Raw genomic sequence first — 17,851 nt, forward strand, 5'->3', positions numbered from 1 at the left:
AGTGTTTTAATTTGGAAAAGACATCAAAGACACAGGCGCAGCCGCTATGGGACTGTCGATAAAACAATCGGAATTTACGACGGAAGACTTTGACCGTTTTGCTGCCAAGGTGCGAACGGACCTTACCGCCCTCACCCGCCTTCTGGACCGGCCCGGCTTTGGCGAGGGAGAGCCTTCGATTGGTGCGGAGGTCGAGTTCTACATCGTGAATCCGGATCTGCGCGTTCAGCCGATCAACACAGAAATCGCCGCCAGCGTTCAGGATCCTCAACTGACGGTTGAGCTCAACCGCTTCAATCTGGAATACAACCTGAGCCCACAGGCCTTCAAGGGCGCCCCCTTTGCCAGAACCGAGCAGGAACTGCTCGAGGCCATCCAGCGAATCAACCGGCACGCCGCCCCCTTAAATGGCGAACTGGTCCCCATCGGCATTCTGCCCACCTTGCGCCAGGCCGATATGGGCGTAAAGGTGATGACCGACGAACCCCGCTACCATGCGCTATCCAACGCATTGATCCAGCAACGGGGCGAACCCTTCAGCATCCATATTGGTGGCAATGACGTCATCGACCTGGAAGCGGACGACGTCACCATGGAAGGGGCGAACACCTCGTTCCAACTGCACTGGCGCGTTCCTGCCCACCGCTATGCCGACTATTTCAACGCCGTGCAGCTGGTGACGCCCATTGCGCTGGCTTTGGCCAGTAATTCGCCCAGCCTGTTTGGCCACCACCTCTGGGACGAAACCCGTATCGCCCTGTTCAAACAAGCCGTCGACAGCCGCTCGCCCAACCACAGAACCTGGAAACACCCCTCACGGGTCTATTACGGCAACGGCTGGGCACGCAGCGCCTGGGAGCTGTTTGCCGCCTCGGCATCCCTGTATCCCCCCATCATTCCACTGATGTCGGAAGAAGACCCTATGTCGGTTATTGATCGGGGAGAGGTACCGGAACTGGCCGAACTGCGGCTACACCATGGCACGACCTGGCCCTGGAACCGGGCCATTTTTGATCACGCAGAAGGCGGGCATCTACGCATCGAGATTCGTTCCATGCCGGCCGGACCAACGGCCGTGGATATGTGCGCGAACGGGCTGTTCGTGATCGGAGCGGCGTTGGCGGTACTCGAGGATATCCGTCACCTGACGTCGATACTTCCCTTTCACTACACCGAACACAATTTCTATCGTGCCGCCAAATACGGCATCGGTGCAGACATTATCTGGCCACACAAAGACCAGGTACAGTTACAGGATACCCCCCTGCTGAACGTTGCCCGTGACCTGCTGCCGCGCGCGCGGGAGGCCTTGCAACGAACCGCAGTGGACGAGGCGGAAATCCACCGCCTGCTGGGCATCATCGAAGGCCGCATACAAACCGGGATGACCGGCGCCCGATGGCAGCGACAGGTCACCGAGTCCTTTTCCAGGTCCCAGACCAGCGACGAGGCGTTCAAAAGTATGCTGTCTCTTTACATGAGCCATCAGAAGACAAACACACCACTGCACGAATGGACCCTGTCATCGTGAGCCACTCGAACACCCTGGATTACCTCAACAACCCGTCACCCCAAACCCTGGGCCGCTCGCCTCTGGAGTGGCTGAACCGGCTGGAACGGCCGACGGTGGTTCGCGTTGCCGGCCGCGATTCCTCTCGGACCCGAGCCATGGCAACGCTGCTTCACGGTAACGAACCTTCAGGGCTGTTTGCGATTCACCGATGGCTACTGGAGCAGCACACCCCCGAGGTCAACCTGCTGTTCCTTCTGGGCGGGGTGCATCCGGCGAAAACACCGCCGATATTGTCGCTGCGCCACCTGCCAGACGGCCGTGATCTGAACCGGTGCTTCAAAGAACCGTTTGAAGGGCAGGAAGGCGCCATTGCCAAGGCCATGCTGGCCGAGCTTCAGACCGCCAACCCCGAGTGCCTGCTGGACGTGCACAACACCTCAGGCACGGGCCCTGCCTTCGCCGTGACCATCACCAACGACGCCGCCCATCAAGCGCTGGCGTCGCTCTTCACCGACCGGCTGATCATGACCGATCTTCGCCTGGGCGCACTGATGGAGTATTCCGAGCAGGAGGTGCCCACCGTGACCATCGAGTGTGGCGGGGCTCAGGATGATCACGCGCACCAACTGGCGTACGAGGGGCTTGTTCGGTATGCCTCGCAGCCTGACGTGCTATCGCTGGAAAAAGCGGAATGGAACGTTGCGGTTCTGCGCAACCCGATTCGAGTGGAGTTGGCACCGGATGCGACTGTCGAATACCGGTTAACGCCCAGCGGGCACGCGGACCTGACGTTTCCGCCCGACATCGAACACCGCAATTTCGGGATTGTGTCGCCGGACGAGCCTCTCGGATGGGTTGGGCGAAAAGGCCTGGACGTTCTCACGGCGATCAGCCATAACCGCACCGAGAATATGGAACAGGTGCTGCAAATCAGGGATGGGCGAATCTACCCTGCCCAGGCCATCAAGACCTTCATGATCACCACCAACCCGGTGATTGCGAAGAGCGATTGCCTGTTCTACGCCGTCAAAGCATCGGGCGATCCCATTTTTTAGACCCTGGCGGGCCGTTTTTAATCGTAGATGGCCCGCTCTTTCGCATCCCGTTTTCGATCAGGGTCTTCCTGGCTTCGCGTGGCTGAAATGGCATCGAGGTAGTCAGCCGGCACGCCGGTTTCTTTCGCACCAACGATGACGTGATTCAAATACCAGGAGTGAGGCAACAACGAGGGATCCGTTGACGTTGCACAGTAGGTAAAAGCGTCAACGCAATTGCCGAGCGCATCCGTAACTGTCACCCGCTTTTCATCGTAACCGAAGCCCAAACCCTCAGCCCTGTCCAGCGGGCCTTTCTCGTCACGCGGTATCCAAAACAGTGCGCCAATGACGACGTCCTCCGGGTTTCCGGTAAACAGTGCGTCGCATTTTGCGGATTTGTCTTTCCTGCTCCACTTGTGAAACCGAAGGGAATGCTCAACCAGCATGAACCGACCGATTCGCTCCGCGCTTGGAACCCTCGCTCTTAATCTGAGGAGTGACATATTCGATCCGTAAGCAAAATACTTCATGCTGCCTCCGTATTTGCGCTCGTCACTCAAAAACATCCATTTAACCACCTGGCAACGTAAGGCTCTAATCTAAAGCAACTTGTGATTGAGGCCTGCCATGACAACCGAACTCTTCTACCTGACACTTACCACGGCGCTAACCGGTGTGCTCTGGATACCCTACATCTTAAACCGTATCGCTGTTCGTGGCCTGGGTGAAGCAATGGGTTACCCGGCCAACCCCGTTCCCCAATCGCCCTGGGCACAACGCCTGATGAAAGCCCACCAGAACGCAGTGGAAAACCTGGTGGTCTTTGCGGCACTGGTATTGGTGGCTCACCAGCTGGGCATCAGCACTGAATCCACAGCCCTCGCCAGCGTCGTCTATTTCTGGATGCGACTCGCACACGCCGTCGCCTTCACCTTCAAAATTCCTCTGGTTCGTACATTCTCGTTCTTCATCAGCTTCGCAGCCCAGATGGTCTTTGTGTGGGCATTGCTGACGGCCTGAGCGAGTTTTTTTGCTCCACATAATTCACACGTTAAGTCTGTAGAAAAACCTGCACTGGCCTTCCCGGTTTTTCCCGATCCCACGACCTTTGCGCGATCCCCCACCTCGACTAAGCTCTCTGGTAGTCAGTCTGGCTACTACAGGGAGTTTGTAATGACGCTATTGGTTCTTGGCCTGGCGATATTTCTCGGGGTGCACTCGATCTCGATTTTTGCGGACCCCTGGCGCAACCGGCTGATCGGCAGGCTCGGGGAGGGGCCCTTTAAAGGACTGTATTCGCTGATTGCCTTGCTGGGCCTGATCCTGATTATCTGGGGCTACGGGCAGGCCCGGCTTACGCCTGAGTTGCTCTACTCTCCCCCGATGTGGCTGCGACATGTTTCACTTGTCTTGCTGCTACCGGTGTTTCCCTTACTGTTTGCGGCCTACCTGCCGGGGCGTATCAGTCAGACACTCAAGCACCCCATGCTGGTTGCTGTGAAACTGTGGGCTCTAGCTCACTTGTTGGCCAATGGCATGCTAGCGGATGTGCTACTGTTTGGCGGCTTCCTGGCCTGGGCGGTGGCCGACCGTATTTCCCTGAAACGACGCCAGCCTCGCAAGACTCCTGCGCTGCCCGGTACGCCAATGAACGATGCCATCGCGGTGGTCGGCGGACTGGTCGTTTACGGCCTGTTTATGATCTGGCTGCACAAGGCCCTGATCGGAGTGTCCCCCGTGGCAATCTAGGGACTGTGGATCAGAAACAGCCTGCGGATCGGCGAGACCATTCACGTGGTGACGGTTTTCATAATTGACCGCAGCGCCAGCTCACTGTTCTGTCACCCTGAATGCGTTACAGTTGATATCGTCTGTCGGCGACCTACAACAAGGCATGGGATGAGTAAATCTGGCATCAGCTCTGAAATCCGGTACTTACTTTACTTCGGCGCGTTCTGGGTTGTGTTTCTTGCCGGTGTGACGTATTTCGTCAGCGGCTCGGATTCGCAAAAAAACAACCCAAACCAGCAACTGGTCAGTCAAACCCGCGACGGCTCCACTGAAATTGAACTGCAGGCCAACCGCCAGGGCCATTATCTGGCAAACGGCACCATCAACAACCAGGACGTCACCTTCATCCTGGATACCGGCGCCACAACCGTGTCAGTTTCAGAATCTGTCGCCCGTAAAGCAGGCCTTGCGCGGGAACATCCCGGGCGGGCACGCACTGCGGCGGGCACAGTCACTGTGTGGAGCACCACCATTGACGAACTCCGCCTGGGCGATATCACGTTCAACAATGTATCTGGCACCATCAACCCCGCCATGGACCCCGACATGGTGTTGCTGGGCATGAGCGTGCTTGGGCAGCTCGATTTCTCCCAACAATCGGGCGTTCTAACCCTGCGCCAGCAAAACCGCTGAGAGGCCGGAAAAATACCGACCCCTACCACGTCTCTCTCCTACGGGTTTTCCCCGGGCAATCGTGAGATTTATAAAACCCTGCAAAGGATTCCGGAAGTATCTGGAATCCGGTTCAGGACCAAGCTAATCTGTTGTTCGGTCGACAATCCACGCAGCCCGGACACCCGCGTTTTCGCTATGTTTCGCTACTTTGGCTTCGGTTCCAATATGAGCACGCTGTCTTTGCAAGCCAAAGGCGTTGATCCGGTGTCTTCAGTGCGGGCCGAGCTGGCGTGTTGGCAACTGAGATTTAACGTGCAGCACTTTTTTCGTCACGAGGGCGGCGTTGGCAATATCGAGTTTACCGGCAATCCAGACCACCGGGTGCTGGGCGTGCTCCACGAGTGCCCTGATGAGGCGCTGCCACTGCTCGATGCGGCCGAAGCCTTTGGCTATGGCTACGATCGGATCACGGTGCCGGTGAAACCGCACCAGCAAAGTTTTGATTCCGATGATGCCGTGCAGGCGCTGACTTACGTCGGCATGCCCAATTTTATCAATGACGAATGCCTGCCAAGTCAGCGATACCTTAATATACTGGTGCAGGGGGCCCGGGAAGCGGAGCTTGATCAAGCGTACCTCGAGAACCTGCGAGCTCAGCCCATACACAGCCCCCCTGACTATCCCGAGTTCATGCCACCGGCGGGTCGCTTTCCTGAATTTGACAAGGAAACACTCGCTGAAAGGCCGCTGCTCACTTCGCTGTACGGGTGTGTATTCGACATGACCGAGGCGAGGCCACAGCACGAATTTCTGAAAGGCTTTTTCGGCGGCAGGGATATGACACTCTTCCACCTTCAGCGGATGGACAGCGCCACATTGAATGAAACCATGGATGACGTCCGGCACGGGCGTCTGAACGCGGCTCAAACACAGTACTTGAATGCGTTTTTAAACGAGTATGCTCGCGAGTATCGTTTTGTCGGCCACTACAGCTACCAAAAAGACTAGGAAATCCAGATGGATCAGGCAGACAAAACTTTTGCACCGGCACTGGCACACGGCGACATTGAGGACGTGTTCTCCGACGTGTTTGTTGTCAGCGGTGCCATGGAAACCGTGTTGATGGACATGGACTGGAAATTCAGCCGCAACATGACCGTGGTAAAAGACGGCGATAGACTGGTCCTGATCAACGCAGTCCGTCTGGACGAGAACGGGCTGGCCAGCCTGGAGAAGCTTGGAAAGGTCACAGACGTGATGCGCCTCGGCGCGCTCCACGGGCGCGACGATGCCTTTTATCTGGACCGCTACGGGGCGACTTACTGGACCCTGCCCGGCCTCGATAAAGACATTGACTCCGACGCTGTGAACACCCGGGTGCTCAGTGAAGGCGGCCCCCTTCCGATTAACAACGCCTCCGTTTTTCTTTTTCAGACGACGCAGATTCCCGAAGCCATCATCCGACTGGAACGGGACGGCGGCATTCTGATTGCCTGCGACGCCCTTCAGAACTGGATATCAGCAGACGAACATTTCTGCGACGCTTCCCGCGAGCGCATGGAAGGCATGGGCTTTTTTACGCCCGCAAACGTTGGCCCGGTCTGGATGCAGGCGGCCGCCCCCGGCGCGGAAGACTTTAAACGACTCGGCTCAATGACGTTCCAACATGCGCTCTGCGGACACGGCAAGCCGGTGCGCGATAACGCGCATGAGGCGTACACGCAAACCTTCGATCGACTGTTCGGCCACTGATGCACGGCCATATCGAGATACCGGGTTTCAAGATACTTTCCTGCCTGTGGCGCAGCGCCGGGCGGGCAGCGTTCCGTGCGTCGCGACAGAGCGACAATTGCTCGGTTCTTATTGAAACCCTCGACAGCGACTATCCGGATCGGCTGCAGGTCGCCGCATTGCAGCGGGAGGCCAGTATCGCAGCGCAACTGGACGACGTTGTGGGCGTTCGCAAAGTTCGCCAGGTGATTTCGTTTGGCAGCGGCAATGTGGGACTGATCTCAGACGACTACGACCGGTCACTGGCATCGCTGCTCGCCCGTGCACCCGAGGGTCAGCTTGCAACACTGAACGCTCTTGAAATCGCGCACACACTGGCCGAAATACTCGGCGACATTCACGCCCGCGGCATCGTCCACAAGGCACTGGGCCCGAACAACGTGCTCATCAACACCGAGCGCAATGCCTTCGCACTAAGCGGCTTCAGCATCGCTTCGGAGTTGGGACAGGAACGCCAGGGAACCGAATACTCGCTGCACACCCGTTCGCTCCTCCCCTACGCCTCACCCGAACAAACCGGACGCATGAATCGCAGCCTTGATTACCGGTCCGACCTGTACTCACTGGGGATACTGCTGTACGAACTGCTGGCAGGCGAACTCCCCTTTAAAGCTGAAACCACACTCGACTGGGTACACCAGCACATCAGTCGGGTTGCCCCGGACCTGTCGAAGAAGGTGCCAACAGTACCCCGGCCTGTCTCGGATATTGTTCTGAAGCTGCTGGCGAAGTCTCCAGATGACCGATACCAGAGTAGCCAGGGTTTGCTGCACGACCTGAACCGTTGCATCGCATCGCTTAAGCAGGGCAAATCCCCTAACGCCTTCGCCCTGGGCGAGCAGGACCAGCGCCAGCAGTTCCTGACCTCGCAGTCGCTCTACGGACGCGAATCAGAACTCGTTAAACTGCTCAGCCTGTTTGACGAAGCCGTCGCCGGGCAAACCCGTCTCTGCCTGGTGCATGGCTATTCGGGTGTCGGCAAGTCCGCCCTGGTGAACGAACTTGACCAGCATCAGATCAGAGAGCGCGGTTTTCTGGTGCAGAGCAAATTTGACCAGTTTCAGAGAAGCGAAGCCTATTCGGCACTCGCCGAGACATTCCGGGGCCTGGTGCAACAGATTCTGCTGGAGCCGGAGGATCGGCTCAGCCAATGGCGCGACAGGCTTCAGGGTGCCCTGGGCCCGAACGGCGCTCTGGTGACCGACATGGTGCCCGAACTGACGCTCATCATCGGAGAACAGCCACCCATTGCGTCACTGCCACCGGCGGAAAGCCGTAACCGCCTGCAACTGTTGCTGACCGCTTTTTTGCGAGCCTTCGCCACAGAAGATCATCCTGTCGTGCTGTTTCTGGATGACCTGCAGTGGAGTGATCAACCCACCATTGATCTAATACGACGCATCGCGATGAGCCGGGAGCAAAGCCATCTGCTTCTGATCGGTGCCTACCGGAGTAATGAAGTTGGGCCGGGACACCCGCTGCGACTGCTGCTGGATGATCTTGAAGGCCAACCCGTGCTCTTTGACATAGCACTAAAGCCACTTTGCCAGAAATCCGTGGGCCATCTGGTTGCCGACACCCTGCGCAGACCGGCCGAGGACGTAGAGCCACTGAGCGAATTGCTCTATCAGAAGGCAAAGGGAAATCCGTTTTTTACCAACGAACTCCTTCGTCATCTCCACGCTCAGAGGGCAATCTGGCCTGATCCCTCAACCGGGCAATGGCAGTGGCAACTGGATGAGGCAAGCTGGGAGAAGGCCAGCGGCGATGTAGTGACCTTCATGCTCGATGGGCTGAGGCAGTTGCCAGCGCCAACACAGCACGTCCTGCAGTTGGCGGCCTGCATCGGCAATACATTCCAACTGCGCACCCTGGCAACCATCTACGAGCACTCTGTGGCCGAAACAGCGCTGGCCCTTTTGCCCGCGCTCAAGCAGTACACCGTGCTGCCTCTGCACGGCGACTACCGGTTGGCGAGCCACAGTAACGAATCCGTCAGCATTAATCCCCGCTACCGTTTCCAGCATGACCGCGTGCAGCAAGCCGCCTACAACCTGATTGATGAAAGCGATCTGCCTGCCATGCATCTGACGGTTGGCCGACTGATGCAACAGGATGAAGGCGGTGAGGTTTCCAACGAACATCTGATCGACATCGTAAATCACCTGAATCAGGGCCGCTCCCTCATTCAGCAGACAGACGAACTGCAACAACTGGCAGAACTGAACCTGCGCGCCGGTATCCGCGCCCGGGAGTCCTCCGCTTACCGCCAGGCCCAGGCCTACCTGGCACTGGCCGAAGAGGTCATGCCAAAGCGTGCCTGGCAATCCGCGCCCGAGCTGGTGGACAGCCTGACCACCGAGATGCAGCTCGCCCACTATCTCAACGGCCACACGGAGCAGGCAGACCTCTGGCTGGCGCGGATGTTTGAGCGCGCGGACTCTGACCTGGCACGGGCCGATGTGCTGGCCGTGCGAACACGGCAGAACGCAACACAGGGCCGCATGGCCGAGTCCATTGAAGCGGCGATTGAGGGCCTCGCCCTGTTGGGTATCGATTTTGCCCGCAACCCGACCCAGTCGGACGTCGACGCCGAGCGAGAGCAGGTTCGCCGGCTTCTCGGGGACCGTAAAATCGAGCAGCTGGTTGAGGCGCCAACCATTGAAGACCCGGCGACGCTTGCGGCCATGCGGCTGCTGATGGAGATTTTTGCGGCCGCTTTTCTCTCTGGCAGTCAGCTGTTCAGTTACCTGGTGCTCAAATCGGTCAACCTCGCGCTTGCGCGGGGCAATTCGCCCGAAGCGGCGTTCGCCTATGCCGCTTACGGGATGCTGCTGTGCGGAGAGCTCGACCAGCCGGCCGAAGGTTACCAGTTTGCCCGCGTTGGCCTTGCCATTAATGAGCGCCTGGACGATATCAGCCTGCGCGCCCGGGTCATCTACGTGTACGCGATGTTTGTGCACCACTGGACCCATCACTGGTCAACTCTCACGGCCTGGTTCCGCAAAGGTATCGAGGCGGGCTATCAGTCCGGAGACTTGCTCTATCTAGCCTACAGCGCCCAGGACTGCGTGATCTGGGACCCGGGGCTGGACCTGGAAACGGCCGCAACACTGCACCGCGAAAATCTCGAGATCGTGCGGGAATGCGCCTACCAGGACTCGCTGGACTCCGGCACGCTGTTCCTGCAGATGCAGCGCAACATGCTTGGCGACACACTCTCTGCCCATTCTCTCAGCAGCAGCGACTTCGACGAGGATGAGTGCCTCAGACAGATGCGCGATCGCGGATTTTTAACCGGGCTGGCCAACCACTATATCTACAACGCCGAGGTCAATCTTCTGCACGGCAGTCTGGAGCGCGCCCTGCACAATGTTCGCAAGCAGGATGAACTGATTCGCTCGGCCATGTCATTGCCCCAGCTGACTCGATTCTACCTGGTCGCCAACCTGACCCTGACCAGTGTTTTCCCGACCATGACGCCGGAAGAACAGGCATCGACCCGGTCCCGGCTCGAGCAGGACCTGGCCAGGATGACCCTCTGGGCCGACAACTGCGAAGCGAATTTTCGCCACCTTCAACACCTGATGACGGCCGAACTTGCCCGGCTGGACAATCAACCGGAAAAAGCGCTTGCGCTCTATGACCAGGCCATCGACGGCGCCCGCAAACACGGCTTCCTGCGCGACGAGGCAACGGCTTACGAGCGCGCTGCAAGACTGCTGATTCACTGCGGCAGGCCCAGATCCGCCGAGGGCTACCTGCGCGGCGCCTATGGGCTTTTCAAGCGCTGGGGGGCGCATCGCAAGGTTCTCCAGCTGGAGGCGGAATTTCCGGTGCTCCACGAGCTGCACCCGGCGTCGGCGTTGGCCGGCAGCGGAAACGCCGGTGACCTTGATCTGGAATCCGTGATGCGAGCTTCGCGGGAAATCTCAGGTGAAATGGTACTCGAGCAGCTGCTCGAAAAGACCCTCGCCATATTGCTACAGAACGCGGGAGCCCAGTGGGGATGTGTGATCGTCCGTGAACAGGGTCAGTGCGTTATCGAATCGTGCATATTGCCAGAAGACAAGCAGCCTGCGGGTTCCATACCGGGCCACCTGGTATTGTGCGACCGCGATGGCAATGGCATACCCGTACCCATGAGCGTGATCAGCCAGGTTTTTACAACGAACAAGGCCATCGTGTTGAACAGTGCCCAGCAGGATGAACGCTTCAGCAACGACCCCTATGTTCGCAACCTTAAACCTCGCTCCATCCTGTGCGTTCCGATCCATCGCGACCGCCTGGAGGCGGCCGTTTACATGGAGAATAACCTCGCTGACGGCGTGTTTACTGAGGAACGCGTCGAGGTCATCCAGCTTCTGGCAGCGCAGGCATCCGTCGCTATCGAGAACGCGCGGCTGTACGAGCAGGTTCAGGAGTATACCCTCCTGCTCGAAGATAAGGTGGCCGAGCGAACGGCCGAACTCGAGGCGCTGAATGAGGAACTGCAAAGACTGGCGGACCGGGATGGGCTTACCGGTGTTGCCAATCGCCGGTCAGGTGATGCTTATCTGCAGGATACCTGGCTGCGCCTACGGCGGCAGCGCCAGCCGCTGTCGGTCATCATGCTCGACGTCGATCACTTCAAAGCCTACAACGACAACTACGGCCACCAGCGTGGGGACATTTGCCTGACTGAAGTGGCCGGCGCCCTCAAAAATGAAATGAACCGCTCCAGCGACATGGTGGCGCGGTATGGCGGCGAAGAGTTTCTGCTGATACTGCCCAACACAGACAGCGACGGCGCGGCGAGAGTTGCCGAGAATGTGAGGCTCGCGGTCGAAAGACTCGGCATTGAACACGCCCACTCTTCAGTCGGCGAATTCGTTACCGTGAGTGTAGGGTGCGCCGCCGCAGTCCCGGATGACGACACCAGCATCGAGGAGGTCGTCTATCAGGCCGATCTAGCCCTCTATCGTGCCAAACAAACCGGTCGTAACCGTGTCGAAGTTGCCCGATGACTCCGGAACACCGCTGGTTCCCGCTGCTGATTTTCCTGGGCGCAGCCTTCACTTTCAGTGTCACGATGATCGGCACCACCATGCCGACGCCTCTTTACCCGATCTACCAGGCCAATTTCGGGTTTTCCGACCTGATGATCACCATCATCTTTGCCACCTATGCCTTTGGTGTGATCGCCGCACTGGTACTGACCGGGCGCTGGTCTGATCAGATAGGCCGCCGGCCTTTGCTGTTTGCGGGCCTGGCTTGCTCCATCATCAGTGACCTGGTGTTCCTGCAGGCCGATGGCCTGGCGATGATCCTGACCGGCCGGGTGCTGTCGGGGCTGTCCGCAGGGATCTTTACCGGCACGGCCACGGTGGCCGTCATTGAACTTGCCCCGCCCCACTGGCGGGAGAAAGCCACTTTCTTTGCCACGGCAGCGAACATGGGTGGGCTGGGCCTGGGCCCGATGTTAGCTGGTGCACTTTCCCAGTACCTGCCCTGGCCACTGCACCTGACCTTTCTGGTGCACATTGCCATGGCTGTGCTGGCCGTGTGCTGCATCTGGGCAGCGCCTGAGACCGTCTCGAAACCCGCTCGCCCAAAACTGTCCATCCAGCGCCTGAACGTGCCAGCGGAAGTCCGCGGAGTATTTATTCCCGCCGCCATTGCCGGTTTCGCAGGCTTCGCCATGTGCGGCTTCTTCACATCCATCGCCCCGGCGATGATGGGCAAGGTCCTGGGCTACGACAATCGGTTGTTGATCGGCGTTGTGGCCGGCAGCATCTTCATCGCCTCAACCCTGGGTCAGTTCCTGCAGGGCACACTGCCGCTCAGGCTGCGCCTACCTCTGGGCTGCGTTTCCCTGATGCTCGGGGTGATTCCGATAGCGCTGGGCATATACACCCAGTCCCTCGCGCTGTTCGTGGTGGGTGCTGTGATTGCCGGTATGGGCCAGGGCATCTCATTCCGCGCCGGCATGGGCGCCATCGCCGCAGCCAGCCCTGTCAGGGAGAAGGCCGCGGTGACGTCCACCTTCTTTGTTGTGGCCTATATCGCGATCTCGGTGCCGGTGATCGGCCTGGGATTGATGGCGAGCGTGACCAGCCTGAAGACGACCGGGATCACTTTCGCCGCTGTGATGGGAACACTGGCGGCGCTGGCTTTGGTACTGCTGATTCAGCGGGAACGGTCGGGGGGGAAATAGATCCGTCCCGGTTTTCGAGATTTTTGTAACTCATCGCGAAGGAACGCGAAACTAACTCAGTTCAAAGGCACCATCTCATCCCGAAGCTCCATCGGAACCTGATCAAGCGTCATGATAGATAGCGTGTCGTCACCCTCTTTCACTTCCTTTTTGCTCAGCGAGATCAGCATAGTGTCATCCAGTTTCCACATTGCGCCCGTGGCCGGGTCCACAATAAGCAGGCCGATCAGGCCGCCGAACAGGATATTGGCGAAGTACCAACCATCAACAGAAGATTCCAGAACAAAACTCTGAGAATCGTAGCCAGGCTTATCAAACTCAACTGAATACGTCGCCCGCGAGAAAAAGCCGCTGGACGCTCCCAGTGAGATCGTGGCGGGAGTCTCCCCTTTCATAACGGCCATTCCGTTATCAATGTTCACAACCTTGAACGATGCGCCATCCGGAGAGCTATTAATCGTCACTGGGTAGTTGCTGTCTGAAATGATGGAAGCGCAGCCGGAAATGCCGACGCTCGTCGCGACAACAGCAGATAGCATGAGTTTTTTCATAGATCCTCTTTGTATTGGTGTTTTTCCCTGAGCCACGAACCCTACGCGCTGCCGTTCCCATACACCATGAGCCGCCCTTACCTTTTTCACCGTTTAACAATTCATCACTTAACAAACAGGCATAACTCTAGATCACTGCTAGGCTCAGTTAGGAACCTAATTCTAATAACAGCATGGAGCGCTCTCTGATGCCTCGTCCCGACTACCTAATTGGCGGTGAACCTGCCCGACTCATCCCAATTACCCCAGACAGCACAAGAGAACTGAAATCAGTCTCCATCATCATGGCAGGCCTGCGTTCCGTACTTGAACTGCGCCAGTCCCTGCTGAAGTCTCTGGGCGTGCGTGTTGGTACTAGCGCAAAACTGGAAGCGTGGACAGAAGTGGTCTTCCAGAATGAAGACAAGAAAGCCGTCAAAAACAAAGATCGACCAGACGGCCTGCTGGTCCTCAGCACCGGCAGGCGTGAGTGGCGGGCGCTGATAGAAGCCAAAGTGGGCAACGACACGGTTGGCGAGGAACAGGTATCCCGTTACCTCCAGCAGGCAAAAAACCACAAGCTGGATGCTGTGATCACCATCACTAACCAATTTGCGGCACTTCCAACGCACCACCCCGTAAAGCTCTCAAAGAACGCCACCAAGTCAGTATCGCTCTTCCACTGGTCATGGGCCTTCATCCGAACTCAATGCCAGCTCCTGCTCAAAAACGATGGCGTGGAAGACGAGGACCAGGTATTCATCCTCGGCGAAATACTGCGCTACCTGGAAAGCGACCGCTCGGGCATCAGCCATTTCGACCAGATGAACGCGGAGTGGAAAGACGTCGTCAACAAAGTGAAGAGCAACGCCCCACTCGCAAAAACCAGCGATGAGGTCCAGAACACCATTGCTGCCTGGCACCAGGAACAACGGGACCTTTGCCTGATCATGTCCCGCCTTACCGGAAGCGATGTTTCTCTGAAATTAAAAAACGACCACCGCCTGGATGCTGCTAAACGCTTGAAAGACGATGCCGATGCCTTCTGCAAAACACCGACACTGAATTGCGCACTCCACATCATCAACGCAGCGGCGGATCTGGAAGTAACGGCAGACCTTCAGCGGCGAATGATCTACTGCTCTATGCGCCTTACGGCGCCGAAAGATAAGCAGAGCACCAAAGCCAGAGTTAACTGGTTGCTGCGCCAACTGAAGAAGACGGAGCCCGGCGGAGTCTTTATTCGGGCTACAAGGCCCGGCAAGGCAGAGACAACCTACCAAGCGCTGAAAGACCTGCGGAATTCGCCGGAGTTGCTGGAATCGGATACATCCAATACTGCGGCGACAACGCTGGAAGTTGTCTATGAGGTGGATCTGGCTGGCAAGTTCAGCGGGCGGAAGGTATTTGTTGAGGAACTTGAAAAGGCGGTGCCGCACTTTTATCAGGAGGCGGGGCAGCTTTTGAAGGCCTGGACGCCGCCGCCACCCAAAATCTCTAGATCAGAACGTGAACTAGCGAACGATGAAGAAGAAATATCCTCGGAAACGTAGCACCGATTTTCGATTAATTTTCCCACCGCAAAGGCAAACATATGTTGGCAAGTACCAAGCGCTCATTGATTATTTCACTCCTAACGCTGAGTCTTTTCTCAGGATGCACGTCAGTTCAGTACAATGGCGCAAAAACCGAGATGCAAAAGGTAAGCTATCCGCCGATCGACAAAACGGTCACCGCCTATGTTGGCGACCACATGGTAGAAAAGGGGGTGATATCCCAAATCGAAGTACTTCGAGTGCTTCAACCGATCGACGGAGCAATGTACAACATACCTGCAAAAACTTATGCCCAACTCGGCTTTGATTCTTCCCAGGATTTCTACGAGGCCTCAGGCGTAACCAAAAATCTCCTGGCAGACCCATTTAATGCTCTTTCTGTTAACCACAATCAAAACGACCAGATCTGCGTAGTCACAGTTTTTGGAGTAGAAAGCTGTTATGCAGGACAGTTTGAACGGCAGGAGGCAATCTCTGAGACCAGTAACAGCTTCCAGCAAACGCTGATCTACAGCGGCAGAGTCGGAGACAAAATCAACATCGGCTATCGCGAGTTCTCAAGCAATTTGGCTCGCCCCGCTTTTAACAATGAAGTTGAATATGATCTATCCGAAAGCTCGACCATTGGTTACAAGGGCGCGCTTGTCGAGGTCATCGAGGCAAACAACAACAGCATCAAATACAGACTGTTGAGAAACTTCCCGGATACCAACGAATGATGAGGAGGAACCCCTCACGTCCAAGGTAAAATGCCCCATGAATTATCCTCAGCGCATCGTCTGCCTGACCGAAGAAACCACAGAGACCCTTTACGCCATCGGCGCCGAGGACCGCATCGTCGGCATCTCCGGGTTTACCGTGCGACCCGAGCGAGCCCGCAAGGAAAAGCCGAAAGTCTCTGCCTTCACCTCGGCAAAGGTCGGGAAAATCCTGGAGCTGAAGCCGGACCTGGTGGTGGGGTTTTCCGACATGCAGGCAGACATTGCGGCCGAACTGGTTCGCAGCGGCGTGGCCGTGCATGTGTTCAACCAGCGTAGCGTTGCCAGCATCCTCTCCATGATCCGAACCCTGGGCGGCATGCTGGGCCTGGCCGAGAAAACCGACGCTTACGCTCAAGAGCTATCTGACCGGGTGGAAGCAATAAAATCAGAGCGCAATAATAGATCGCCCCAGGACCGTCCGCGGGTTTACTTCGAAGAATGGGGCGACCCCATGATTACCGGCATTGGCTGGGTGTCCGAGCTGATCGGCATTGCCGGCGGCGAGGACATCTTTCCAGAAAAGGCTGCGGAACCCGGCGCCAGGGAACGCATCATCGAGAACCCCGAGGACGTCATAACCCGCAAACCGGACATCATCATCGGTTCCTGGTGCGGGCGAAAGTTCCGCCCGGAACAGGTTGCCCAGCGCCCCGGCTGGGCAGAGATACCCGCAGTGCAGAACAACCACCTGTACGAGATCAAGTCACCGCTGATCCTTCAGCCGGGGCCTGCGGCGCTGACGGACGGGTTGGATGCGTTGTGTGGGATTATTGATCGGGTGTGAGCCAGCAAAGACCGGGCAATAAATCTGTCCCGGTTTTCGCAGACCTTTAGGAGGCAGATGGAGCGGGTGAAGGGAATCGAACCCTCGTCGTAAGCTTGGGAAGCTTCTGCTCTGCCATTGAGCTACACCCGCATCCTGCGGCCCAATATAGGCCTGCAGTCGCACGCTGACAAGCATCCGCTCGGAAACTAAAACGATCCCGGTTTTCCCTTAAACCGGCATTTCAATAATCTCACCAACAACACCGTCTTCACTCACCTGCAACCGCCCCACCGTGATCGGCAGAGTAAAGCGCCGGGGCCCGGCGCCACCTGGATTGAAATAAAGCACATCGCCAATCCATTCATTACGGGGTTTGTGGGAATGGCCGGCGATGACCACGCGATAACGGCCTTGCGGATCGATGTCGAGGGTTTTGACGTCGTGGAGCATGTAAAAAGCGTGGCCGAGGAAATCCAGATCCCGGACATCGGGAAGCGCCGCTGCGCGCCCTGCTGTGTCGATATTGCCCCGGATCGCAACCAACGGGGCGATCGCCTCCAGCGCTTCCAGAACCTCGTCCCGCCCGACGTCACCGGCGTGAAGGATCAGGTCCGAGCCTTTCAAAACCTCCAGGGCTTCGGGGCGCATTTTACTGTGGGTGTCTGCGATCACTCCGATTTGCATGCTCACGCCCTCCTGATTCCTCAATCACACCCACACGGCCAGTGCGCATGGCCATGCAGGTAAGCGTTGCTATAGTGAAACAAGACCACCTGATTCTCAATGTCGGCCAGAACAGGTAAAACCATGTCACTCCCGGTAGGACTTCCCCATGCCCACTTATACCGTCACGGTCGCGAATCTTTCCCTGTCGCAGCAGCAGAAATCACAGATCGCGGAGGCCATAACAACGGCCCATAGCACACACACCGGCGCGCCCCGCTTTTTTGCCCAGGTTCTGTTTTTCGCTACCAATGAGGGCGAGCACTTTGTAGGTGGCAGAGTGAACACGACGCCCCAGGTTTACGTGCACGGCCTGGTACGGCAAGGCCGCAGTAACGAGATCAAGCAGGCCCTGATGAGCCAGATACTTGAAGAGATCGCCCGAATTGCGGGCATCACTGCCGAAGACGTCTGGATCTATCTCCAGGATATTCCAGCCACTCAGATGATCGAGTTTGGCCGGTTTCTGCCAGCGCCGGGAGACGAAGCTGAGTGGGAGCGGGAAATGACTCCAGAAAAAAGGTCCAGTTTACCCAAATGACCAAGATAATAGATCTGTCCCGGTTTCCGTG

General features: G+C 57.4%; 16 protein-coding genes and 1 tRNA gene. 13 read left to right on the forward strand and 4 right to left on the reverse strand.

Translation table 11 applies throughout. The annotated features are described in order from the left end of the window. Window positions 1-46 precede the first annotated feature (46 nt). Complete coding sequence (locus FPL19_RS02940) at window positions 47-1,531, forward strand: glutamate--cysteine ligase family protein (protein ID WP_150910449.1); 1,485 nt, start codon at window positions 47-49, stop codon at window positions 1,529-1,531. Continuing rightward, on the forward strand, window positions 1,528-2,568 hold the full coding sequence (locus FPL19_RS02945) for a M14 family metallopeptidase (protein WP_225314272.1): 1,041 nt from the start codon (window positions 1,528-1,530) through the stop codon (window positions 2,566-2,568). The genes FPL19_RS02940 and FPL19_RS02945 overlap by 4 nt, the downstream gene beginning before the upstream one ends. A 17-nt stretch (window positions 2,569-2,585) precedes the next feature. On the opposite strand, the gene FPL19_RS02950 is transcribed toward FPL19_RS02945, so the two are convergent. Then, a complete protein-coding gene (locus FPL19_RS02950; RefSeq protein ID WP_150910453.1) occupies window positions 2,586-3,080 on the reverse strand; it encodes a gamma-glutamylcyclotransferase family protein in 495 nt (164 codons plus the stop codon). Between the two features lie 97 nt (window positions 3,081-3,177). Here FPL19_RS02950 and FPL19_RS02955 point away from each other — a divergent pair, with 97 nt between their 5' ends. From FPL19_RS02955 to FPL19_RS02985, 7 genes are all read left to right on the forward strand, one after another. Then, window positions 3,178-3,570, forward strand: a complete 393-nt coding sequence (locus FPL19_RS02955) for an MAPEG family protein (protein WP_150910455.1) — start codon at window positions 3,178-3,180, stop codon at window positions 3,568-3,570. Between the two features lie 153 nt (window positions 3,571-3,723). Beyond that, a complete protein-coding gene (locus tag FPL19_RS02960) occupies window positions 3,724-4,299 on the forward strand; it encodes an NnrU family protein (RefSeq protein WP_150910457.1) in 576 nt (191 codons plus the stop codon). 150 nt (window positions 4,300-4,449) lie between these two features. After that, window positions 4,450-4,974, forward strand: a complete 525-nt coding sequence (locus tag FPL19_RS02965) for a retropepsin-like aspartic protease family protein (protein WP_150910459.1) — start codon at window positions 4,450-4,452, stop codon at window positions 4,972-4,974. A 177-nt stretch (window positions 4,975-5,151) separates the two neighbouring features. Beyond that, window positions 5,152-5,964, forward strand: a complete 813-nt coding sequence (locus FPL19_RS02970; protein WP_150910461.1) for a gamma-glutamylcyclotransferase family protein — start codon at window positions 5,152-5,154, stop codon at window positions 5,962-5,964. Window positions 5,965-5,973: 9 nt separating this feature from the next. Next, on the forward strand, window positions 5,974-6,708 hold the full coding sequence (locus FPL19_RS02975) for a hypothetical protein (RefSeq protein ID WP_150910463.1): 735 nt from the start codon (window positions 5,974-5,976) through the stop codon (window positions 6,706-6,708). Continuing rightward, complete coding sequence (locus FPL19_RS02980; RefSeq protein ID WP_150910465.1) at window positions 6,708-11,753, forward strand: diguanylate cyclase; 5,046 nt, start codon at window positions 6,708-6,710, stop codon at window positions 11,751-11,753. Before FPL19_RS02975 ends, FPL19_RS02980 begins: the two co-directional genes overlap by 1 nt. Next, a complete protein-coding gene (locus tag FPL19_RS02985; protein ID WP_150910467.1) occupies window positions 11,750-12,943 on the forward strand; it encodes an MFS transporter in 1,194 nt (397 codons plus the stop codon). Before FPL19_RS02980 ends, FPL19_RS02985 begins: the two co-directional genes overlap by 4 nt. Window positions 12,944-12,999: 56 nt before the next feature. Here FPL19_RS02985 and FPL19_RS02990 read toward each other — a convergent pair whose 3' ends face one another. Next, entirely contained in the window at window positions 13,000-13,494 is a 495-nt protein-coding gene (locus FPL19_RS02990; RefSeq protein ID WP_150910469.1) for a hypothetical protein, read from the reverse strand. Window positions 13,495-13,682: 188 nt separating this feature from the next. Here FPL19_RS02990 and FPL19_RS02995 point away from each other — a divergent pair, with 188 nt between their 5' ends. Genes FPL19_RS02995 through FPL19_RS03005 form a run of 3 tightly spaced genes read left to right on the forward strand, consistent with a single transcriptional unit; the run spans window position 13,683 to window position 16,574 of the window. Next, entirely contained in the window at window positions 13,683-15,026 is a 1,344-nt protein-coding gene (locus tag FPL19_RS02995; protein WP_225314273.1) for a hypothetical protein, read from the forward strand. A gap of 41 nt (window positions 15,027-15,067) precedes the next feature. Beyond that, on the forward strand, window positions 15,068-15,748 hold the full coding sequence (locus FPL19_RS03000; RefSeq protein WP_150910471.1) for a hypothetical protein: 681 nt from the start codon (window positions 15,068-15,070) through the stop codon (window positions 15,746-15,748). A gap of 37 nt (window positions 15,749-15,785) precedes the next feature. After that, the gene (locus FPL19_RS03005; RefSeq protein ID WP_150910473.1) at window positions 15,786-16,574 is read left to right on the forward strand and encodes a cobalamin-binding protein; all 789 of its coding nucleotides are present in this window, start codon (window positions 15,786-15,788) and stop codon (window positions 16,572-16,574) included. A 58-nt stretch (window positions 16,575-16,632) separates the two neighbouring features. On the opposite strand, the gene FPL19_RS03010 is transcribed toward FPL19_RS03005, so the two are convergent. Both FPL19_RS03010 and FPL19_RS03015 read right to left on the reverse strand, forming a co-directional pair. Next, window positions 16,633-16,706 (reverse strand) — tRNA-Gly (locus FPL19_RS03010). Between the two features lie 78 nt (window positions 16,707-16,784). Next, complete coding sequence (locus FPL19_RS03015) at window positions 16,785-17,240, reverse strand: metallophosphoesterase family protein (RefSeq protein WP_150910474.1); 456 nt, start codon at window positions 17,238-17,240, stop codon at window positions 16,785-16,787. Window positions 17,241-17,388: 148 nt separating this feature from the next. Between FPL19_RS03015 and FPL19_RS03020 the strand changes: the two genes are divergently transcribed. Further along, a complete protein-coding gene (locus FPL19_RS03020; protein ID WP_150910476.1) occupies window positions 17,389-17,820 on the forward strand; it encodes a tautomerase family protein in 432 nt (143 codons plus the stop codon). The last annotated feature ends 31 nt before the right edge of the window (window positions 17,821-17,851 follow it).

It is taken from the genome of Marinobacter halotolerans, from assembly GCF_008795985.1.
Classification (GTDB): Bacteria; Pseudomonadota; Gammaproteobacteria; order Pseudomonadales; family Oleiphilaceae; genus Marinobacter; species Marinobacter halotolerans.